18 protein-coding genes are annotated in these 22,620 nt (G+C 56.4%); 10 read left to right on the top strand and 8 right to left on the bottom strand.

Annotated elements, in window-relative coordinates:
• Positions 1 to 784 precede the first annotated feature (784 nt).
• Positions 785 to 1,987, bottom strand: a complete 1,203-nt coding sequence (locus OC597_RS18035) for a BaiN/RdsA family NAD(P)/FAD-dependent oxidoreductase (RefSeq protein WP_262209859.1) — start codon at positions 1,985 to 1,987, stop codon at positions 785 to 787.
• Positions 1,988 to 2,288: 301 nt separating this feature from the next.
• Between OC597_RS18035 and pitA the strand changes: the two genes are divergently transcribed.
• Complete coding sequence (gene pitA, locus OC597_RS18030; RefSeq protein ID WP_261260311.1) at positions 2,289 to 3,791, top strand: inorganic phosphate transporter PitA; 1,503 nt, start codon at positions 2,289 to 2,291, stop codon at positions 3,789 to 3,791.
• 74 nt (positions 3,792 to 3,865) lie between these two features.
• Here pitA and uspB read toward each other — a convergent pair whose 3' ends face one another.
• Positions 3,866 to 4,201: a universal stress protein UspB gene (gene uspB / locus OC597_RS18025; protein ID WP_085119915.1), complete on the bottom strand. Its 336-nt coding sequence runs from the start codon at positions 4,199 to 4,201 to the stop codon at positions 3,866 to 3,868.
• Between the two features lie 609 nt (positions 4,202 to 4,810).
• Between uspB and uspA the strand changes: the two genes are divergently transcribed.
• From uspA to OC597_RS17985, 8 genes are all read left to right on the top strand, one after another.
• Entirely contained in the window at positions 4,811 to 5,257 is a 447-nt protein-coding gene (uspA, locus tag OC597_RS18020) for a universal stress protein UspA (protein WP_012147365.1), read from the top strand.
• A 195-nt stretch (positions 5,258 to 5,452) separates the two neighbouring features.
• Positions 5,453 to 6,796 carry an NADP-specific glutamate dehydrogenase gene (gene gdhA / locus OC597_RS18015; protein ID WP_099063442.1) on the top strand — a complete coding sequence of 448 codons (1,344 nt, stop codon included), beginning with the start codon at positions 5,453 to 5,455 and terminating at the stop codon, positions 6,794 to 6,796.
• A 338-nt stretch (positions 6,797 to 7,134) separates the two neighbouring features.
• On the top strand, positions 7,135 to 8,121 hold the full coding sequence (locus OC597_RS18010; RefSeq protein WP_085119918.1) for an autoinducer 2 ABC transporter substrate-binding protein: 987 nt from the start codon (positions 7,135 to 7,137) through the stop codon (positions 8,119 to 8,121).
• Between the two features lie 220 nt (positions 8,122 to 8,341).
• Positions 8,342 to 9,841 (top strand): sugar ABC transporter ATP-binding protein, encoded by a 1,500-nt coding sequence (locus OC597_RS18005; protein WP_262209855.1) that lies wholly within the window; start codon positions 8,342 to 8,344, stop codon positions 9,839 to 9,841.
• Positions 9,834 to 10,823 (top strand): ABC transporter permease, encoded by a 990-nt coding sequence (locus OC597_RS18000; RefSeq protein ID WP_262209854.1) that lies wholly within the window; start codon positions 9,834 to 9,836, stop codon positions 10,821 to 10,823. Before OC597_RS18005 ends, OC597_RS18000 begins: the two co-directional genes overlap by 8 nt.
• Before the next feature lies 1 nt (position 10,824).
• Positions 10,825 to 11,778 (top strand): ABC transporter permease, encoded by a 954-nt coding sequence (locus OC597_RS17995; protein ID WP_099063439.1) that lies wholly within the window; start codon positions 10,825 to 10,827, stop codon positions 11,776 to 11,778.
• 13 nt (positions 11,779 to 11,791) lie between these two features.
• A complete protein-coding gene (locus OC597_RS17990) occupies positions 11,792 to 13,429 on the top strand; it encodes an FGGY-family carbohydrate kinase (RefSeq protein ID WP_261260314.1) in 1,638 nt (545 codons plus the stop codon).
• On the top strand, positions 13,429 to 14,028 hold the full coding sequence (locus OC597_RS17985; protein ID WP_261260315.1) for a KpsF/GutQ family sugar-phosphate isomerase: 600 nt from the start codon (positions 13,429 to 13,431) through the stop codon (positions 14,026 to 14,028). The genes OC597_RS17990 and OC597_RS17985 overlap by 1 nt, the downstream gene beginning before the upstream one ends.
• 56 nt (positions 14,029 to 14,084) lie before the next feature.
• Here OC597_RS17985 and OC597_RS17980 read toward each other — a convergent pair whose 3' ends face one another.
• From OC597_RS17980 to OC597_RS17960, 5 genes are all read right to left on the bottom strand, one after another.
• The gene (locus tag OC597_RS17980; RefSeq protein WP_262209852.1) at positions 14,085 to 15,983 is read right to left on the bottom strand and encodes a bifunctional metallophosphatase/5'-nucleotidase; all 1,899 of its coding nucleotides are present in this window, start codon (positions 15,981 to 15,983) and stop codon (positions 14,085 to 14,087) included.
• Positions 15,984 to 16,221: 238 nt separating this feature from the next.
• Positions 16,222 to 16,980 carry a 16S rRNA (guanine(1516)-N(2))-methyltransferase RsmJ gene (gene rsmJ / locus OC597_RS17975; RefSeq protein ID WP_262209851.1) on the bottom strand — a complete coding sequence of 253 codons (759 nt, stop codon included), beginning with the start codon at positions 16,978 to 16,980 and terminating at the stop codon, positions 16,222 to 16,224.
• 8 nt (positions 16,981 to 16,988) lie between these two features.
• Positions 16,989 to 19,031 (bottom strand): oligopeptidase A, encoded by a 2,043-nt coding sequence (gene prlC, locus OC597_RS17970; protein WP_261285856.1) that lies wholly within the window; start codon positions 19,029 to 19,031, stop codon positions 16,989 to 16,991.
• Positions 19,032 to 19,151: 120 nt separating this feature from the next.
• On the bottom strand, positions 19,152 to 19,613 hold the full coding sequence (locus OC597_RS17965) for an HIT family protein (RefSeq protein WP_261463655.1): 462 nt from the start codon (positions 19,611 to 19,613) through the stop codon (positions 19,152 to 19,154).
• Between the two features lie 84 nt (positions 19,614 to 19,697).
• Positions 19,698 to 21,146, bottom strand: a complete 1,449-nt coding sequence (locus tag OC597_RS17960) for an amidase (RefSeq protein ID WP_262209848.1) — start codon at positions 21,144 to 21,146, stop codon at positions 19,698 to 19,700.
• A 108-nt stretch (positions 21,147 to 21,254) separates the two neighbouring features.
• Here OC597_RS17960 and OC597_RS17955 point away from each other — a divergent pair, with 108 nt between their 5' ends.
• Positions 21,255 to 22,166 (top strand): LysR family transcriptional regulator, encoded by a 912-nt coding sequence (locus OC597_RS17955; protein ID WP_262209967.1) that lies wholly within the window; start codon positions 21,255 to 21,257, stop codon positions 22,164 to 22,166.
• On the opposite strand, the gene OC597_RS17950 is transcribed toward OC597_RS17955, so the two are convergent.
• Positions 22,167 to 22,571 carry an ASCH domain-containing protein gene (locus OC597_RS17950; RefSeq protein WP_262209847.1) on the bottom strand — a complete coding sequence of 135 codons (405 nt, stop codon included), beginning with the start codon at positions 22,569 to 22,571 and terminating at the stop codon, positions 22,167 to 22,169. It abuts the gene before it with no gap.
• Positions 22,572 to 22,620 lie beyond the last annotated feature (49 nt).

Genomic DNA, 22,620 nt, shown 5'->3' with positions numbered 1-22,620 from the left:
GTACCTTACTTAAATAGTTAACTTTGGTGCTAATCTATTAGAAAATAACAAATTGCCCACTCCCTGAACAACATCATCAAGAATAGTCTCAACATAATCAATTTTTTCAATCTTACTTAATGATATTGAAACGAAAAAAATAACTTATGTAAGCCAGCGTGATGTTCAACCCATTGATTTTAAATCAAATAATTTAACCATAATAATTAGACTAACTTAAAATCTTCGACTAGGGCGTTGGTGTCTAGATATGTGAAAGTTCATGCCAGTCTGCGGTTGTAACATCTTCGTCAGACTACGTTTGATTATCTCGAGCCAATGATACACAGCTGGAAGGTGTACTCATCTATTACAGCCAGTATCCCAGTGACAGTCAGTTATCCGTTAGGATAAAAGCCTTATCAAAACCAAACTTACAACCATAACACCTATAATATTCAGGCAGATAACAAAGGCATTGTTCATCTTCTCACTCATAAGAATGTAATTGATCGGTATAATGAGAATATCCTGTACGCTAAAAAAATTGCGTCTAATTCCCGTCAAAGAGACTAACTTATGAGATAGGCAAAGGGTGAGGGTAAGTGTCTTATGTGTTCTTACTTATGAATACCACTTATGCGAGGGGAAGGGGGCAAAGTAAAAATTCGGCGCTGCTTATCAGCCTGTTAAAACGGTTGGCTACATTTCCGACAGGCAAAATCTATCGCCACAGGCGAGAAACGTTCACCGTGCCCCCGCCAGTGGATAAAACAAATTTGATCAATATTTTAACGCTGCCGATCTATCTTGGTTTCTGAAGAGCCAAAGCCTGTGCACAGGCCCAGGCGGAGCTCCAGGCCCACTGGAAGTTATAGCCCCCCAGCCACCCTGTCACATCCACCACTTCGCCGATAAAATACAGGCCTGGCACCTTGGCGGCCTCCATAGTCTTGGAAGAAAGCTCTTTGGTATCCACACCGCCGAGCGTCACTTCCGCCGTGCGGTAGCCTTCGGTGCCGTTTGGCTGCACACGCCAATTCTGCAAAGTATCTACCAGCGCAGCCTGCTGCGTCGGGTTCAACTGCTTCAGCGTGACTTCCGGTAATTGCCCTAACGTCTGCAGACACTCCACCAGACGCTTCGGCAGGTGCAGCGCCAGGGTATTTTTCAGGCTTTGATTCGGGTGGGCCTGGCGTTGTTCGTTAAGGAAGCCCGCCAGATCAAGCGCAGGAAGTAAGTTAACGCTTACAAACTCACCAGGCTGCCAGTAGCTGGAAAGTTGTAATACCGCCGGGCCAGACAGGCCACGGTGGGTGAAAAGCAGGCTTTCGCGGAAGCTGACGCCGTTTTCGGCGGTGATCACCGCAGGTACAGAGACGCCGGACAGGGTCTGCAGGTGTTCCAGCAGCGGCTTATGCAGCGTGAAAGGCACCAGTGCAGCACGTGTCGGCAGCACTTTCAGGCCGAACTGCTCCGCCAGCTTATAACCGAACGGCGTCGCACCCAGACCCGGCATCGACAAACCACCGCTGGCCACCACAAGTGAGCGAGCACTTACTTTCTCTCCGTTCAGTGTCAGCTCGAAGCCTTCGGCGGTTTTTTCGACAGCCAGCACTTCGCTACGCAGGCGCGTTGTCACCTGACCCAGCTCACACTCTTTGACCAGCAGTTCGACCACCTGCTGCGCCGAGTCGTCGCAGAACAGTTGCCCCAGCGTTTTCTCGTGGTAGGCAATGCCGTGACGGTTGATCAGATCGATAAAATCCCACTGGGTGTAACGCGCCAGTGCCGATTTACAAAAATGCGGGTTATTCGACAGGTAAGCGGCCGGTTCGGTGTACATGTTGGTAAAGTTACAGCGTCCGCCGCCGGACATCAGGATTTTGCGGCCCGGTTTTTTGCCGTTGTCGAGCAGCAGCACCCGGCAACCGAGTTGCCCTGCCTGCGCCGCGCAAAACATGCCCGCTGCGCCCGCACCTATTACCACGACATCAAACTGTTCCACCTGCGCCTCTCTGAATAAAAATCACAATCGCGACAAAAGGCCGCCATATTAAGCCGAATCGCTACCGGTAACCGGCAACTTTACGGCGGCAGATTGTAAAGCCATGGCACCGACAACGCCATAGTAAGAAAATATTACAGTGGGACAGACAGTATAACGCACTGATATTTCATATCTTTGTCATACCATTGCCATCATTTCGTCATATCTAAATCAAAAAAACGTCATATTTTCCTTTTCCCCGGCCCCGGTTGTCACGGATAATGCGCGGCGTTCATGTCCACAAACTGGCGTAACGCTTATGCTGCATTTGTTCGCTGGCCTGGATTTCCATACCGGCCTGATGTTAATTCTCGCATTGTTGTTCGTGTTGTTTTATGAAGCCATTAACGGTTTTCATGATACGGCCAATGCGGTTGCTACAGTAATCTATACCCGTGCCATGCGCTCGCAACTTGCGGTCGTGATGGCTGGTTTGTTCAACTTTCTTGGCGTAATGCTCGGTGGTTTGAGTGTTGCTTACGCCATTGTTCACCTGTTGCCAACAGATCTGTTGTTGAACGTCAGTTCAGCACATGGATTAGCCATGGTATTTTCCATGCTGCTGGCGGCTATCATCTGGAATCTCGGCACCTGGTATTTCGGTCTGCCGGCCTCCAGTTCCCATACGCTGATTGGCGCAATTATTGGTGTGGGTTTAACCAACGCACTGATGACCCACACTTCGGTGGTGGATGCGCTTAACGTCCCGAAAATGATTGGTATTTTCCTGTCATTGCTCATCTCGCCGCTGGTTGGCATGATGGTCGCCGGGTTGATGGTGTTTGCCTTGCGCCGCTATTGGAGTGGCACCAAGAAACGCCAGCGTATGCACATGACGCCTGCTGAACGTGAAAAGGTCGACGGCAAACGCAAGCCGCCGTTCTGGACGCGTATCGCACTGATCCTGTCGGCTATCGGCGTCAGCTTCTCGCACGGCGCCAACGACGGCCAGAAAGGTATCGGCCTGATTATGCTGGTGCTGATCGGCGTTGCGCCGGCCGGCTTCGTGCTTAATATGAATGCTACCGGTTATGACATCACCCGTACGCGTGATGCCGTTACCCATCTGCAGCAATATTACCAGCAGCACAGTGACGCCCTGTCGCACGTGGTGGCTCTGACTCCGTTGGTGCCAAGCCCGGATGAGGACGTCTCGCCGGATAAACCCGTCGAGTTCCATTGTGACAGTGCCCGCGCCATGCCGGCGATTCAGCTTGCCTCAGGTTTGCTGAACAACCTGCAAAGTTACGACCAACTGACGGTAGATCAACGCAGCCACCTGCGTCGCCTGCTGATGTGCGTAACGGACACCGCGGACAAGGTCGCCAAGCTGCCGGAAACCTCTAGCCAGGACCAACGCTTCCTGAAAAACCTGCGTCAGGATCTGCTGCAAACCGTTGAGTATGCACCGATCTGGATTATCGTCGCGGTAGCTCTGGCGTTGTCACTCGGTACCATGGTGGGTTGGCAGCGTGTAGCAACTACCATCGGCGAGAAAATTGGTAAGAAGGGCATGACCTACGCTCAGGGCGTGTCGGCTCAGATGACCGCAGCCTTGTCGATTGGCGTGGCCAGCTATACCGGTATGCCGGTTTCCACCACCCACGTTCTCTCTTCGGCGGTCGCCGGGACGATGATTGTGGACGGCGGCGGCGTGCAGAGTAAAACCGTGAAGAACATCCTGTTGGCCTGGTTATTGACCCTGCCAATCTCGATTCTGCTTTCCGGTTCACTGTACTGGTTGGCGCTTAAAGTGATTTAAGCAGCTCGCTCCATGTGAAAGGCGGCCCTGGTGGCCGCCTTTTCTTTGTCTGTCGTCGGCAAAACCGGCCGGATTTAATACCAAATCATCAACGCCAGCAGGCTGATCACTACCAGTCCACACAGCGCGGAGGTCAGCATAAACTGCCCGCGCACCCGCTCACAGCGGCGAATAAACTCCGGATCGTGATGTTCTGTATAGCGCTGCGAGAAGATATAGCGCACCAGCCGTATCTGTTTACTCGGCTGACCGTGGGCGGTAAAGAAGCCACCGCCGTCGACATACTGATACAGCAGCGGGTCGCAGCCGCGCAAAACCACTAACAGCGCGCGCAGAGAAGAGTAATACCGCACCATGTTTAACACACACACCACACACAGAGCCCAAAACAGCGCGACGGTACTGATCATGATTGCCTCCTCAAGGCGTTGTTATCCACGGCGCTCCGCCGGGTCCAACTGCCCTACCTCTATACCATTACTGCGGGAGCCTACCGCTCCGATCCCCTTGGCACCGCACAGGCCGCGCAAAACCCACCGCCTCTGGAGGTCACCCATCGTTATGCAGATGCACAGCGCGCAGGTTTGGCTCAGAGGAGTAATGATAAGGCCCATATTCATTATTGTAGGTTATTGAAACGCAACTGGCCTGAGCAGTAGTTAAAATTTACCGCAACCCGCCAATTTGTCATCTATCGATTGGTTATAACTGATTCCCGCCCTGCGTGACGGCTGACGGCCTTTTCCCCTGCCCAATGGGCTATTTGGGACTATACTCTGTTTAAGAATGCTTATATTTCAATCGGTCAACTCGCCAATAGCACCACCGGCGATAGGATTTTCTGCCGGGCGGGTGTAAAACTGACGGAGTAGCGATAAAGAGATTTTTTGATGCGGTGCAGTGTGATCGCCCCAACATATCATTATGTTATCTGAATGATAAAATGAAACCTGAAGCGCCAGGCTGGTACGCTGATGCCTGCTAACTTTTAATCGGCATTATATGGAAGGAGTATTCTCATGGCTTACAAACACATTCTGATCGCGGTAGACCTATCCCCGGAAAGCAAAATTCTGGTAGAAAAAGCCGTATCTATGGCGCGTCCGTACAACGCCAAAGTTTCCCTGATCCACGTAGATGTTAACTATTCCGACCTGTATACCGGCCTGATCGACGTTAATCTCGGCGATATGCAAAAACGTATCTCGGAAGAAACGCATCACGCATTGACCGAACTGTCACAAAACGCCGGCTATCCGATTACCGAAACCCTGAGCGGCAGCGGTGATTTGGCGCAGGTGCTGGTCGACGCCATCAAGAAATACGATATGGACCTGGTCCTGTGCGGCCACCACCAGGATTTCTGGAGCAAGCTGATGTCCTCCGCACGCCAGTTGATCAACACCGTACACATCGACATGCTGATCGTGCCGCTGCGCGACGAAGATGAAAAAGCTGAAGATTAAGTAAGCACTCACCAACATTAATCCCCAACGCCCGCTACTGCGGGCGTTTTTCGTTCCGCCGCTGTCATTAATCGCTTGATAATCAACCGCCCTCCAGTGATATAGTCGCTAAAGACACAACATCATTCCCCACGCTTTACCCATACCAATATCTATAAAAATAGTGGGGGAAAATTAATGCGAAAGGAGTTATCCATGGAACATGCCTTATCGGTAGAATCATTCTTGTCCTCGCTACAACAGCATAATCCTCATCAGCCAGAATTTTTACAGGCAGTCAGAGAAGTCTTCACCTCGCTGTGGCCGTTTATCGAGCGTAATCCGCGTTATCGTGAATATGCCCTGCTGGAGCGCTTGGTTGAGCCGGAACGCACCATTCAGTTCCGCGTCAGTTGGGTGGACGATCGCGGTCAGGTACAGGTTAACCGCGCCTGGCGCGTGCAGTTCAACTCCGCCATTGGGCCCTATAAAGGCGGCATGCGTTTTCACCCGTCGGTCAATTTATCGATCCTGAAATTCCTCGGTTTTGAACAGACCTTCAAAAATGCGCTGACCACATTGCCAATGGGCGGCGGTAAAGGCGGTTCTGACTTTGATCCGAAAGGCAAAAGCCAGGCGGAGATCATGCGTTTCTGCCAGTCGCTGATGACCGAATTGTATCGCCATCTGGGGCCAGACACCGACGTGCCCGCCGGGGATATCGGCGTCGGCGGTCGTGAAGTCGGCTTTATGAGCGGCATGATGAAGAAACTGTCCAACAACACCGCCTGCGTGTTTACCGGCAAGGGGTTGTCATTCGGTGGCAGTTTGATCCGCCCGGAAGCCACCGGCTATGGCCTGGTGTACTTTACCGACGCCATGCTGCAGCGTCACGGATTAGGCTTTGAAGGTATGCGGGTGGCGGTATCCGGGTCAGGCAATGTGGCGCAGTACACCATTGAGAAGGCGCTGGAGCTGGATGCGCGCGTCATCACCGTGTCTGACTCCGGCGGCACCCTGGTCGACGAAGCCGGTTTCACCACCGAGAAACTGGCCCATTTGGTGGAGATCAAGAATCAGCGCTATGGCCGGGTGGAAGATTACGCCCGCGAGCGCGGCCTGACCTATCTGGCCGGTCAGCAGCCCTGGAGCATCCCGGTGGATATCGCCCTGCCGTGCGCCACCCAAAACGAGCTGGATCTGGAAGCTGCCCAGATGCTGATCCGCAATGGGGTAAAAGCCGTGGCCGAGGGCGCCAATATGCCGACCACCATTCAGGCGACAGATGCATTCCTGGACGCCGGCGTGTTGTTTGCTCCGGGCAAAGCCGCCAACGCCGGTGGGGTCGCAACCTCTGGCCTGGAGATGGCGCAGAATGCCGCGCGCATCGGGTGGCGAGCGGAGAAAGTGGATGTACGTTTACAACATATCATGGCGGATATTCATCACGCCTGCGTGGAATACGGCGGTGAGGGCAAGCAAACTCACTACGTACACGGCGCCAATATCGCTGGATTCGTCAAGGTTGCTGACGCCATGCTGGCACAGGGCGTGTTGTAATCACCTCATAAGGTGATCTTGTTCACACATCGATTAAATGCTGCAATGCCGGCGCTCAGGCCGGCATTTTTACCGCCAAAAAACCGCACTCCCTCACCCAACTTGTTTCTCATATGTAAATTAATATGATTTTAATTGTTAATTAAGTGATGATTTTCAGTGGTAAAATTACCACCATCAAATTATTAAACATTTAATTAACATTAAAGATGCCATAATTTAACCTCAACGTGCACAGCTCACAGTTTGCAACTTCAGGTTACGCCCCCTCTTCCTTTCCTTTGTAATCTGCTCAGGTGGAAAAACAACCACCCCTACAGATAAAAAAGGTACAGCGAATGAAATTTAACCTCGCATTATTAAATGCATGTGTGGTTTCTGCGTGCATGTTATCAACAACACCTGCCTTAGCTGCTGAAAAGTACGAGATCGCCGTGGTTGCCAAAGTGACCGGCATTCCCTGGTTCAACCGTATGGAAGTCGGCGTCAACGAAGCGGCGAAAAAGCTCGACGTTAATGCCTACCAGACCGGGCCTTCTACCCCAGACCCGGCAGCACAGGTCAAAGTGATTGAAGACCTGATCGCCAAGAACGTTAACGCCATCATCGTGGTGCCTAACGACGCCAAGGTACTGGAACCGGTGCTGAAGAAGGCCCGCGAGAAAGGCATCGTGGTACTGACCCATGAATCCCCGGACCAGCAGATTGGCCAGTGGGACATTGAAACCATCGACAGCGAGAAATATGCGCAGGCCAACGTCGATGAACTGGCAAAAGACATGGGCGGCAAAGGTGGCTATGCCATTTACGTCGGCTCGCTGACCGTACCGTTGCACAACGCCTGGGCGGATTCCGCCATCAAGTACCAGAAAGCCAAATACCCGGACATGTTCGAAGTCACTTCGCGCCTGCCGGTGGCGGAAAGTATCGATAAATCCTACGCCACCACGCTGGATTTGATGAAAACCTACCCGCAGATGAAAGGTATTATCGGTTTCGGCTCCCTCGGCCCGATCGGTGCCGGTCAGGCGGTCGCCAAGAAACGCGCCAAGGACAAGATTGCCGTGGTGGGTATCGCCATGCCGGCGCAGGCCGCACCTTACCTGATGCGCGGCGACATCAAGAAAGCGCTGCTGTGGGATCCGAAAGATGCCGGTTACGCGCTGGTGACCGTCGCCGACCAACTGTTGCAGGGCAAGGAAGTGACCAAAGACTTGTCGATCGAAGGTTTGGGTAAAGCCGACGTCGATATGGATAAGAAAGTGATTCGGTTTAATAAAATTCTTGAAGTTACCAAAGATAATGCCAAATCACTGGGCTTCTAATTTTACCCGTCGCCTTTCAAGCTGCAGCGTTGTTACCTGCACTCACTCACCCCAGTTACTTACTAAAGTAAGCGCCTGGGGATGAGTGAGCTAGGCGCCTAGCTGCAGCTTGAAATTCATAGGGTAGGACTGATTTCGCCACACCGGGAAAATCATTAAATAACGTCGGCGCGCAGCCTACCGCGCCCGACGATAATAAAAACCTGCACAGGTTAACGCTATGACCACATCCACCGCATTTATCACCCTGGAGAATATCAGTAAACAATTTCCAGGCGTGCTGGCACTGGACCAGATCAACCTGACTCTGAATATTGGCGAAGTGCACTGCCTGGCCGGACAAAATGGCTGTGGCAAAAGCACCATAATTAAAATAATTTCCGGCGTTTACCAGCCGGAAAAAGGCGCCAATATTTCACTGGAAGGCAAACTGTTTCATTCCCTGACGCCGCAGCTATCCGGCTATTACGGCATTCAGGTGATTTATCAGGATCTGTCGTTATTCCCCAATCTGACGGTGGCGGAAAATATCGCCATTCACCGCTACCTGCCCGGCGGCCATTTCTGGGTGCGCAAACGGGTAATGCGTCAGACGGCACTGGACGCCATGGCGCGCGTCGGCGTGCATATCGACCCCGACAAGAAAGTCGAAAAGCTGTCGATTGCCGATCGCCAACTGGTGGCGATTTGCCGCGCCATTGCCGCCGAAGCGCGGCTGGTGATCATGGATGAACCTACCGCCTCGCTGACACGTCAGGAGGTCAACGGCCTGCTGCGGGTGGTCAACGAACTGAAAGCGGCGGGCATCTGCGTGGTGTTTGTCAGCCACCGGCTGGACGAAGTGATGGAAGTCGCCGACCGCATCAGCGTGATGCGCGACGGCAAGCTGGTCGGCACCTACCCGGCAAGTGAACTGGACAGTCATGAACTGGCGTTCCTGATGACGGGCCAACGCTTTCACTATAGCCAGTTACCCCCACGGGCAGAAACCGACGGTGCACCGCGACTCGAAGTGCGCAATCTCAGCCGACGAGGCAAATATCAGGACATCAATCTTTCCCTGCACGGCGGCGAGATCGTTTCGATCGTCGGGTTGCTTGGCGCAGGCCGTACCGAGCTGTGCCTCAGCCTGTTCGGCATGACCCGGCCAGACAGCGGTGAGATCAGGATCGACGGCCAGCCGGTGCGGCTGCACAACAACCGCGAAGCGGTGCGCCAGGGCATCGGCTATGTGTCGGAGGATCGTCTGACGCAGGGATTGATCATGGAGCAGTCGATCTACGACAACACCATCGTCACGGTGTTTGATCAACTGCATACCCCGCTCGGGCTGCTGGATCATGCCAAAGCCGCCGGGTTGGTTAACCGGTTGATCCGCGATCTGAACATCAAGGTGTCTGACAGCGCGCTGCCGGTCAAAACCCTGTCCGGCGGCAACGCCCAGCGTATCGCCATCGCCAAATGGGTAGCGACGCAGCCGAAGATCCTGATCCTCGACTCGCCGACCGTTGGAGTAGATATCGCCAACAAAGAGGGGATCTACCAGATCGCCAAAGATCTGGCGGCACTCGGCATGGCGGTGTTGATGATCTGCGACGAGATCCCGGAAGCCTATTACAACAGCCATCGGGTGATGGTGATGCGCAAAGGCGAGTTGATCGCCGAGTTTTCGCCGCACCACAGTACCGAACAACAGATCGCCGAGGTGGTGAATGGATAAGTCATTACTGGCCCGCCTGGCCGGGCGGCACGAGTTTTACCTTGGCCTGCTGGTGTTGCTGCTGGCCATCGGCCTGAGCGTCAGCACCAGCGAGTTTCTGACGCTGGGCAACCTGACCGATGTGGCCACCAGCTACGCCATTCTCGGCATTCTCGCCTGCGGCCTGTTCGTGGTGCTGATTGCCGGTGGCATCGATATTTCGTTCCCGGCGATCACCGCTATCGCCCAGTACGTGATGGCCAGTTGGGTGATCCAGCACGGCGGCGGTTTTCCGTTGGCGTTCGTTCTGGCAATGGGCGTCGGCCTGCTGCTCGGGTTGGTGAACGGTTTTCTGGTCTACTGGCTGAAGGTGCCGGCGATCATCATCACCATCGCCACGCTGAACCTGTTCTACGGCCTGCTGGTGTATGCCACCAACGGCACCTGGCTGTACGGGTTCCCCGACTGGTTTATGGACGGCATCAGTTGGTTCTCATTCCAGGGCACTGATGGCTATGACTACGGCCTGACGCTGCCGCTGCTGTGCCTGCTGGCAGTGATTATCGTCACCGGCGTGCTGATGAACTTCACGCGTCTCGGCCGCCAGATTTTTGCCATGGGCGGTAACCGTGATGCGGCGTCGCGCCTGGGGCTGAACCTGCTGCGGCTGCACTTCTACGTTTACGGTTACATGGGCATTCTGGCTGGCATTGCCGCAGTAGTGCAGGCGCAGATCACTCAGTCGGTGGCCCCCAATTCGCTGCTCGGCTTCGAACTGACGGTACTGGCGGCGGTGGTACTGGGCGGCACCAGCATGAGCGGCGGCCGCGGCTCGCTGACCGGTACGCTGCTGGGTGTGGTGCTGCTGGCCTTCCTGCAGAACGGTCTGACGCTGCTTAGCGTATCGGCCTATTGGCACCAGGTGTTCAGCGGCGCGATCATTTTGATCAGCATCAGCAGCACCGCCTGGAATGAAAAACGCAAGTTGGCCAAGGAGCTATGACATGATCCCATTAACCCGTCTGATCCCAAATGATCGGATCATCCGCCTGCAAAGTGCGATCATTATTATCGTGGCGCTGCTGTTTGCCGGGCTGCTTGGATCGCGTTTCTTCAGCCTCGGTAATTTCCAGTCGATCGCCTCGCAATTGCCGATCCTCGGCATGTTGGCGCTGGGCATGGGCATTACCATGCTGACCGGCGGTATCAATCTGTCAATTATCGCCGGGGCCAACGCCTGTTCACTGGTGATGGCGGCCGTTATTGTCAGCCACCCGGATCAACCGCTGTTTCTGGTGCTGGCGCTGCTGGCCGGGTTACTGGTCGCCGTCGCCATTGGCGCGCTTAACGGCGTGCTGGTCGCCTGGGTCGGTGTTTCGCCGATCCTTGCCACGCTCGGCACCATGACGCTGATCACCGGCCTGAACATTCTGCTGTCCAACGGTGCGGTGATCTCCGGTTTCCCGGCGGCCATTCAGTATCTCGGCAACGGCAGCCTGCTCGGCATTCCGGTGGCGCTGCTGCTGTTCCTGCTGGTTTCGGTGGGCCTGTGGCTGCTGCTGGAACACACCACGCTGGGGCGCAGCCTGTATCTGGTCGGCTCCAACGAGCAGGCCACCCGTTTCAGCGGGGTGAATACCGCCCGGGTGCAAATCGCGGTGTATATCCTGTCGGCCCTGCTCGGCTGGGGTGCGGCACTGCTGATGATGGCCAAATTCAACTCGGCCAAGGCTGGCTACGGCGAATCCTATCTGCTGGTGACCATTCTGGCCTCGGTGCTAGGGGGGATTAACCCGGATGGCGGGTTTGGCCGGGTGCTCGGGCTGGTGCTGGCGCTGATTGTGCTGCAAATGCTGGAGAGCGGCCTCAACCTGCTGGGCGTCAGCAGCTATCTGACCATGGCCCTGTGGGGTGCGGTGCTGATCTTGTTTATCGCATTACAGAATCGAAAAGCCTGACTGGAGAAAAATAATGGCGAGCTATTTTATTGGCGTAGATGTAGGCACCGGGAGTGCGCGCGCAGGGGTATTCGATCTCAACGGCCACATGGTTGGACAGGCCAGCCGAACCATCGATCTGTACCGCCCGAAGGCCGACTTTGTTGAACAGTCCTCGGACAATATCTGGCAGGCGGTGTGCAACGCAGTACGTGATGCGGTCAATCAGGCCGACATCAATCCGATTCAGGTCAAAGGGCTGGGCTTTGACGCCACCTGCTCCCTGGTGGTGCTGGACAAAGAGGGTAAGCCGTTGACCGTCAGCCCGTCCGGCCGTACCGAGCAGAACATTATCGTGTGGATGGATCACCGGGCGATCACCCAGGCCGAGCGCATTAATGCCACCAAACACCGGGTACTGGATTTCGTCGGCGGCATCATCTCGCCGGAGATGCAGACCCCCAAAATGCTGTGGCTGAAGCAGCATATGCCGACCACCTGGGCCAACGCCGGGTATCTGTTTGACCTGCCGGACTTTCTGACCTGGCGTGCCACTCAGGACGCCACCCGCTCGCTGTGCTCGACGGTGTGCAAATGGACTTATCTCGGCCATGAACAGCGCTGGGACAAGAGCTATTTCAAACAGATTGGGCTGGAAGAGGTGCTGGAACACGATGCCGCCAAGATCGGCAGCGACGTCAAAATGATGGGTGAACCGCTCGGGCACGGCCTCACCCAGCGCGCCGCCAGTGAGATGGGGCTGATTGCCGGTACCGCGGTCAGCGTGTCGATCATTGATGCCCACGCCGGTACCCTCGGTACGCTGGGTGCCACCGGAGTTTCCGGTGAAGTGGCGGACTTTAATCGTCGCGTCGCGCTGATCGGCGGCACCTCCACCGGTCATATGGCGATGTCGCGTACCGCACACTTTATCCCCGGCGTGTGGGGGCCGTATTACTCGGCCATTCTGCCGGAATACTGGCTGAACGAAGGCGGCCAGTCCGCCACCGGCGCGCTGATTGACCACATGATCCAATCGCATCCTTGTTATCAGGAGTTGCTGGCGCAGGCAAAAACACAGGGCCTGACCATCTATGAAGTGCTGAACGCCCTGCTGCGCCGTATGGCGGGCGAGCCAGAGGACATCGCCTACCTGACCAAAGATATTCATATGCTGCCGTATTTCCACGGCAACCGCTCGCCGCGCGCCAATCCGACGCTGACCGGTACCCTGACCGGGCTGAAGCTGTCACGCACCCCGGAAGACATGGCGCTGCACTATCTGGCGACCATCCAGGCCATCGCGCTCGGCACCCGCCATATTATCGAAACCATGAACCAAAGCGGTTACAGCATCGATACCATCATGGCCAGCGGCGGCGGCACCAAGAACCCGATTTTCGTGCAGGAACATGCCAACGCCACCGGCTGTGCCATGCTGCTGCCGGAAGAGAGCGAGGCAATGCTGTTGGGCGGTGCGATGATGGGCACCGTGGCGGCCGGAGTGTTCGACAGCCTGCCGGAAGCGATGAGCGCCATGAGCCGCATCGGCAAAACCGTGACGCCACAGACCAACAAGATCAAGCGCTATTACGATCGTAAATACCGCGTGTTCCATGAGCTGTATAACGACCACATGAAATACCGCCAGCTTATGCAGGAGGAAGCCTGATGCAGCAGGAATGGCAGCGAGCTACACAAGCCTGGGCGGTCTACAGCCGGGAGCTGGCCCAGTTGGGTCAACGCATTGACGCGCAGACCTGGCAACGGCTGCTGACCCAGTTGGCGGAGTGTCGGGGCAAGATTGTGGTCACCGGCGTCGGTACCTCCGGCATCGCAGCTCGCAAGATTGCCCATATGCTGGCCTGCGTGGAGCGGCCGGCCATCTACCTGAACGCCACCGATGCGGCGCACGGCGATCTGGGCTTTCTGCGCGGTGACGACCTGATGATTCTGATTTCGCGCGGCGGTAATTCCGACGAATTGACCCGGCTGCTGCCGACGCTGCAGGCCAAGGGCGTACCCTTGATTGGCGTGACGGAAAATCCGGATTCGGCGATCGCCCAGGCGGCGACGTTGGTGATCCGCACCGGAGTAGAAAATGAGATAGATCCACTGAATATGCTGGCAACCACTTCTATCGTGCTGGTATTGGCGATTTTCGACGCGGCCTGTGCCTGTTTGATGGAACGCAGTGGCTACAACAAAGAAACGCTGCTGGCGGTACACCCGGGCGGGGATGTCGGCAAGCGTTTACTGCAGGGGCATTAAGGTAACAGGGCTCAGCATGCTGAGCCCCTACACACATGCCGAGCCCGTATTCATTCTCAGGCTTTGTTAATCGCCTCGATAATCACTAACTGGTCACTCAAACGCTTTTTCGCCACCGGATCACTGGCGGCAGTTAACTGCGCCTGCAGCGCAGCCTGTTGCTGTTGACGTGCCTGTGGCTCGCTGAGCAGCAACCCTTTCACGTTGAATGACGCCACGTTGCCGTAACGCCCATCCTCACTGGTAGGTACGCTGATTTTGCCGTCGTTCAGCAGTTTTTCGACGATCTTGCGCTCGCGGTCATAACCTTCCAGCCCGACCAACTGCCAGCGCTGTACCGCCTGTCCCTGATACTGGCCTTTCTTCACTTCGGTCAGATAACGAATGGTCAGATTACGGATGGTGCCCGCCTCTTCGCCGTATTCCACCTTGCTGTCAGACAGCACCGGGAACTGCATGCCTTCCAGCGCGCCGCCTTTTTGCGTCAGGTGCCCCATGCGGTAACTGTTCATCCCCAGACGGATTGGCGTGCTGTCCGTCACCGGCGTGCTGTCGGCCATCCGCAGGTCACGAATGCGCTGCCCGGCCGGCTGGCGCAGGTCAATTTTGTAGGTCACGCCATCGAAGAAATCATTGGTCGAGTATTTTGATGCGCGGCGCTGCGGGTTGAAACTGTAGGTCACGTCGCCGTCATGCAGCTGATTGAAGTAACCCGCCGACCATTCCATGTACTTCTTTAACTCTTTGCCGCTGAGCTGATAAACGGTGATCTCGCCACCGGCATATTGGTAGTTGAAGGCAATGTCTTTGGCGGTGATAGTGCCGACGTTCAGTTTCGGCCGGTCGTTATCAATCTGCAGCGCGATGACCTGCGCCTTTGGTGCATAGTAATGCCCGGCCTCCTGATACAGCTTGCTGATGCCGGTATCCTGCACGTGCACCTGCGGAATGCCTTTCACTGCATCCGCCGGCACCAGATCCTGGCCGCTGAGCTGGGCAATCGGCCGATTGGCGTTGGCCCGCAAAATCTTGTGGTACGGCTGATAAATCTCTTCCAGCTTTTTATCAGACGTGATGCCTTTGATCGGGTAGGTATAGCTGTCTTTGTTGATCAGCACGTACTTGCCGTTGTGCTGCTCAAACTGCAAATCGATGCGTGACAGCGCGCGGCCATATTTGTCCGGTTCGGTGACGATCACCCCATTAATCACTTCTTTATCGACTTTTACATGCATATGCCCGGCGACGATCGCCGCCAATTCCGGGTTAGCCCGGGCAATATCACCCACACCGGTGCCCGGCCGCTGGTTCTCGTTGTCGATCCCCATGTGTGCCACCAGCACGATAGCGTCCACTTTCCCCTGGATCTGCTGAATTACCTGCTTCACCGCCTGAACCGGATCGGTAAAGTTCAGTCCTTTCACCCGGTCGGTGCCTTTGGCGAATTCGGCGGTCATTGGCGTATCCATGCCGATAATGCCGATTTTTACCCCCTGGCGTTCGATGATTTTATACGCCGGCAGGTAGGGCTTGCCGCTGTCCCACAAAATATTACCGGCCAGTGCCGTGCCCTTGAACTGGTTCAGTGAAGTGGAAAGCGGTTTGAGGCCGAAGTCGAATTCGTGATTGCCCATCACCCAGACATCATAGTCCAGCGCGTTAAAACCGAGGATCATCGGGCTGGTTTTGTCGTTCTTAAAGGTCTCGACAAAGTTGCCCTGAATGGTGTCACCGGCATCCACCAGGATCACGTTCGGCTGTTGAGCGCGCACCTGATGCACCTGGGTGGCAATTTGGCTCAGGCTGCCGGCCAGATTTGCAGTATCGGTGGAGTAATCCCAGGGCACAAAAGTGCCGTGCAGATCAGAGGTGCCAAGAATGGTGATATTAACAGGTTCAGAGGCCATCGCAGAGGTACCCAGGCAAAGCAAAACGGCAAGGAGTGTCTTCTTCATTATCATCTAATTATAGGAGTGGAAATGAACAGGAATCATGCGATCTGGAACACAAGCTTGCCAGTATCTTTGTAAGGTAAAAAATAAAATTGGGAGGTAGATCAATGAATGCCTCCCTATTTAGCCATCTATACCCTAAATAATTGGCGTTGTATCAAGGCGGCAAGTTTGTAAATCCCCAGGAGCTTACTCAAGTAAGTGACTGGGGTGCGCAAATGCAGCCAACACAGATACAGCGTCAAGTATGACGGGGATAGGGCATATATATATCGAAACGGTGACTCTTGGTCGTCGACGCCGCATGCGCCTGTACGTTAGCCAACGGCGGGGCGTAATCCGGGCGTTTCACCACCACGCGCTTGGTCGCCAGGCGGCGGGCCGGTTCCAACAGGCCATCGGCGTCATCGTCGCTGCCCACCAGCGACTGGAACACCCGCATCTCTTTCTTTACCAGCGCACTTTTCTGCTTATGCGGATACATGGGATCGAGATACACCACCTCCGGCCGTGGATCAATATCACCCAACGCCGTCAGGCTGGAGGCATGCAACAGCGTCATACGCTCCCGCAGCCACGGGCCGATCTCCGCATCCTGATAGCCACGCTGCAGGCCGTCATCCAGCAATGCCGCCACCACCGGATTACGCTCCAGCATCCGCACCCGACAGCCCAGAGACGCCAGTACAAAGGCATCACGCCCCAGACCGGCCGTGGCGTCCACCACATCAGGCCGATAACTGCCCTTGATGCCGACCGCCTTCGCCACCGCTTCACCGCGCCCGCCGCCAAATTTGCGCCGATGGGCCATAGTGCCGGAGACGAAATCGACGTAGATCGCCCCGAGTTTGGGTTCGTCACGCTTGCGCAGCTCCAGCCTTTCGGGCGTCAACACCAGCGCCATCAGCGCGTCGTCGTCCGAAATTAACTGCCAGCGTTCCGCCAGAATAGACAAGGCGCCGGGATCGGCGCCTTCTTCACACAATAAACACACGCTCACCGGTGGGGTTATCCTTTAATACCGTAATGGCGCAGCATAGCATCCAGCTGCGGCTCACGGCCACGGAAGCGTTTGAACAGTTCCATCGGTTCTTCCGAACCACCGCGCGACAGAATGTTGTCGAGGAAGGATTTACCGGTTTCGGCGTTGAAAATACCCTCTTCCTCAAAGCGCGAATAAGCATCGGCCGACAGCACTTCAGCCCACAGATAGCTGTAATAACCTGCCGCGTAGCCCCCGGCAAAGATATGGCTGAAAGCATGCGGGAAACGACCCCAACTTGGTGAAGGCACGACCGCCACCATTTTTTTCACTTCCGCCAGCGTTGGCAGGATCTGCGCACCTTTTTCCGGGCTGTATTCGGCATGCATACGGAAGTCGAACAGGCCGAATTCCAGCTGACGCAGAATGAATAACGCCGCCTGGTAGTTTTTGGCTGCCAGTAACTTGTCGAGCATCTCTTTCGGCAGCGGTTCGCCGCTCTGATAATGACCGGAGATAAACGCCAGCGCTTCAGGCTCCCAGCACCAGTTTTCCATAAACTGGCTCGGCAGCTCGACCGCATCCCATGGCACACCGCTGATGCCGGAGACACCGGCGGTATCGATCTGGGTCAGCATATGGTGCAGGCCGTGGCCGAATTCGTGGAACAGCGTGGTCACTTCGTTATGGGTGAACAGCGCGGGCTTGTCGCCCAACGGACGGTTGAAGTTACAGGTCAGGTAGGCGACCGGTTTTTGCAGTTCGCCGTTGGCCTTGCGCAGACTGCCGACACAATCGTCCATCCACGCCCCGCCGCGCTTGTTTTCACGCGCATACAGGTCGAGGTAGAAGCTGCCGCGCAGTTCACCACTGGCGTCGAACAGGTCAAAGAAGCGCACCTCAGGATGCCAGGTATCCACATCCTTGCGCTCTTTGGCGGTGATGCCGTAAATGCGTTTGACCACTTCGAACAGCCCTTCCACCACGCGCTGCTCCGGGAAGTACGGACGCAGTTGCTCGTCGCTGATCGAGAACAAATGCTGTTTTTGTTTTTCGCCGTAGTAGGTGATGTCCCAGGCTTCCAGTTCATCCACGCCGTAATGCTGTTTAGCAAAGGCGCGCAGCTGTGCCAGCTCCTGCTCGGCCTGCGGACGGGCACGCTTGGCCAGATCGCTGAGGAAACCGAGCACCTGCTCCGGGTTTTCCGCCATTTTGGTCGCCAGCGATTTGTCGGCGTAGCTGTCAAAGCCCAACAGTTGGGCCAGTTCATGGCGCAGTGCCAGCGTTTCCGCCATCACTTCGCTGTTGTCCCACTTGCCGGCATTCGGCCCCTGATCGGAGGCTCGGGTAGCAAAGGCACGATACATCTCTTCACGCAGTGCGCGGTTGTCGCCGTAGGTCAGTACCGGCAGATAGCTTGGCATATCCAGCGTCAGCAACCAGCCGTCCTGCTCTTTGGCCTGCGCCATTGCCTGGGCCTGAGCCAGCGCGCTTTCCGGCAGGCCGCTCAGCTCGGCTTCACTGGTGATCAGCTTGCTCCAGCCCATGGTGGCGTCGAGCACGTTGTTGCTGTACGTAGAACCCAGCTCGGACAGGCGCGCGACGATCTCGCCGTAGCGACGCTGTTTTTCCGGCGACAGGCCGATGCCTGACAGCTCAAAATCACGCAGCGCATTCTCTACCGACTTGCGCTGTGGCGCGGTAAGCTTATCGAACGCCGCGCCTTCTTTCAGGCTGCGGTACGCCTGATATAACCCTTCGTGTTGCCCTACCCAGGTGCCGTACTCGGACAGCAACGGCAGCGCCTGCTCATAGGCAGCACGCAGTTCCGGGCTGTTTTTCACCGAGTTCAAATGCCCTACCGGCGACCAGATGCGCGACAGGCGATCGTCAGACTCCGCCAGCGGCTGACACAGGTTATCCCAGGTGAATGGCCCCGGTTGCGCGACAACGCGCTCTACCGCAGCGCGGCAATCGGCCAAGGCGGATTGCACCGCAGGCACGATATCTTCTGGGCGAATGGCGGAAAACGGCGGCAGGGAAAACGGGGTCAGCAACGGATTTGTCATAGGGCAGTCCTGATTAGCGTTGGGGCCCGCCGCAGCGGGCAGGCCTTAAAATGCGTATGAATATCTAACATGGAGCCAAGCAGCAGGAAAATCAATGGCCGATCGTTGATAGATAGTGCCTTAGGCCGCGCTCCGGCGGATCTGTGCCGCCAACTCAGCCAGATGATCATCATCGGCACGCGCGGCATCATGAGAAGACAGGTAACCTTCGTAGCGTGTGAAAAACTTCGTCGATTTCGATTCAATCGGCTGCCACTGCTCCAGCGCCGCAGTACCGTGCATCGGGATCAGTTTGGCATGCAGGTGATCGACGCCAAAACCCTCGAACACCATGCCGCAGCGGCCCACGTCGTCAAACGCCCGGTCAAGCAACTGTGCCACCCGCTTGGTCGCCAGCATCAGCGCACTCAGCACGTCGTCCGCAACGGCGAATGCGTAACTGGGATGGTGCACCTTGGGGATCACCACGCTGAACCCTTCGGTATTCGGATAGATGGACAGGAACGCCATGTGGCCGTCGTCCTCCCAAATTTTGTGGCACGGCACCCGGCCCGCCACCATTTCACAAAATACACAGCTCATCACGCCTCCTGAGTCCAGCGACGAGCCCCCGGCCCGCCGCAAAAAGCCTTTCAGCAACATAGCGGATATTTTGCCATTTGACTGCTAGCGCAATGCATTCCCTGCCCAAATAGCGGGACGTCGTTGCTGCCAGGGTGCAGCCCGCTCCAGTTGACCCGCCAGTTGCAATAGCAGATCTTCACGGCCAAAACCGGCAACAAATTGCATGCCTATCGGCAGGTTATGCTGCGGATCCTGCGCCAACGGCACCGACATCGCCGGCACACCCGCCACGTTAAATACCGGCGTAAACGGCGAGTGATCAAATAAATGCGCCGTCCATTCCAGGCCGCTCATGTCCGCTGTCCCTGTGCCATAACGGCCGATGCGCCAGGGTAAATCGGGCAGCGTCGGGGTCAGCAACAGGTCGTACTGCTGAAAATAGGCAGCCACCGCGCGGGTCACCCGATTACGCACATCAAGGGCCGCGACCATATCCACCGCCCTGGCAGCCAGCCCGTAGCGGTAACAGGCCAGCGTTTCCGGCTCCAGCGTTTCGGTTGAGATCGGCCGCCCGGTCGCCTGGCTCAGGCCGTCCACCCAACCGACCAGGTTGGCACACCAGATTTGCGCATTGGCGAACACCAGTTCCTGCCAACTGATGCCGATCGCCATGTCAGCTTCACTAACCTGATGGCCCAACTCACTCAGCAGCACGGCAGTATCGGCCGTGGCCTGGGCGATTTGTGGATCGGTTTTCCCGCCGTTCCACGCCTGAGTCATCATGCCAATGCGCAATCGACCCGGTTCTGACGTAACCTGTGACAGCCAGGTCTGTGCCGGAGATGCTGTGTAATAGGGTTCGCCGGGATGTGGGTGCTGCAGGGCATCCAGCAAGGCCGCGCTGTCGCGCACCGAACGGCTAAGCCCCAGTTGCACGCCAAAGCCGTTGAACACTTCATCCATCGCCGGTCCATGTGATACTCGCCCGCGCGTCGGTTTGAGGCCGAACAGTCCATTCGACGAAGCGGGCACGCGGATCGATCCGGCGGCGTCAGTGGCATGAGCAATTGGCACGATCCCGGCAGCCACCGCTGCACCGGCACCGCCGCTGGATCCCCCGGCGCTAAAATCCGGATTCCAGGGGTTACGCGTTGCGCCGTAAAGCACCGCTTCGGTGGTGGTGCTGAAGGCCATCTCCGGCGTGGTGGTGCGGCCGAAGGTGACCAGCCCGGCGCGACGAATATTGCTCATCAGATGGCTGTCTGCCGCCGCGATGTTGCCCTGCGCCAGCCGGCTGCCCAGTTCCTGACGCTTACCGGCCATGCTGATGGCGATATCCTTGATCAGGAAAGGCACGCCAGACAGTGGGCCTTCACCCTCCGGCTGCGGCTGCGGCTGCGTCCAATGTTCCACCACCGCATTAATCGCCGGGTTCACCGCCTCAACCGCGGCCTGCGCCGTCTGTTGCAGCTCCTGTGCACTGACTTCGCCGCCCTGCACCAGTTCGACCAGCCCCAACGCATCGTAGCTAACGTACTCGCTCAGTTTCATTATCTCGTCCTTATCCGTTGCAGTTTCGTCGGCTTTTCCGACGTCCGTTCCACGGTAGGAGGATTGGAGCTATAGTTGAAATTGATAGATTTAATACGAGGAATAGTTATCAACAATTTAAAGCGGGTCGATCTCAATTTGCTGGTCACGCTGGAAGCGCTGCTCAGCGAACGTAACGTCACACGGGCGGCGACACGTCTTAACCTGAGCCAACCCTCGGTCAGTATTCAGCTCGCCAAACTGCGTGAGATTTACCACGATCCCCTGCTGCTGCCAGGCCCACGCGGCATGTTGCCCACGGCGCGCGCACTCGGCCTGCTGACGCCACTGCGCCAGACGCTGGCCGATCTTGGCCGTTTGGTGGCGCCGGAACACCCCTTTGAGCCGCTGCAGGCCGAAATGACCTGGCAGTTGGCCGCCGCCGACGCGGCTGAATATGCCATTCTGCTGCCGATGCTGCCCAAACTGCGGCTGGCAGCGCCCAAATCCCGTCTGGCGATCCGCGAAGCATCGCCCAAAACCATGAGTCGTGATTTGGCCGACGGCGTGATCGATCTGGGTTTTCTGGCCCGTGAAGAAGCGCCTGCCGGGCTACGTCACCGCCAGTTGTTTCACGAGAATTACCTGCTGGTGGGCCGCCGTGACCACCCGTTATTGCAGACACCGCCTTCACTGGAGCAGTTCTGCCAGCTGGAATTTGTGATGGTTTCGCAGGACGGTGGCGGTTTTCGTACCCTGACCGACACGCTGCTGGAGGCACAGGGGTTGGCTCGGCGGGTAGTGATGTCGCTGCCGCACTTCCTGTTCATTCCCACGCTGCTGGAAAAATCCGATATGGTGGCCATGCTGCCTTCACGCATGCTGGGTGAACTGCTGGGCAGCCTGCGCACCTGCCCGGTGCCGCTGGCACTGCCAGGCTATGACATGGTGATGGTATGGCATGAACGTTCACACCTCGATCCGGCCCATAGCTGGTTGCGCGAACAGGTGGTTGCTGCGCTAGAGCAACCTGCCGCGTAACTAGAGGACCTCAACCAGGTCAAACTCTTCAAATACCAGCCACATTTGCGGCGAAAAGGTACCTTCGCGAGTAAAAAATGCCTGATGTTCCTCGCGCCAGAAGGCCAGGCTCTTATCCCCCTCGCCTTCCAGCGCGGCCATCTCCGCGGTGACGTCACAGTAACGAACCAGCTTCAGTGACAGCGTTCTGATAACGCAGGCGGGTTCACCCCGGCCATTAAGGATCACGTTATAATCCCCAACCATCGGGGACTTTTCTTGCTGATAGACGACATAGGAACCACAGGTTGCGGTTTTGTCGCCGTCGAGCACCCGTTGCAACAGCTCATCCGCCAGCGCCGGGCTGTCGCCAAATTGCCAGCGCGACGCGCCGGGATAGTTAGCCAGAATAGCCGACTCGGTCATTGTCCTGCTCCTTGATAGAGGGTCTGTGGTAACGCATTCCGGTTTTTCC

The sequence above is a fragment of the Serratia proteamaculans genome, from assembly GCF_946227095.1.
GTDB classification, from domain to species: Bacteria; Pseudomonadota; Gammaproteobacteria; order Enterobacterales; family Enterobacteriaceae; genus Serratia; species Serratia proteamaculans_E.
Note: the sequence above shows the minus strand (reverse complement) of the source record. Positions and strands in the feature narration are given on the sequence as shown.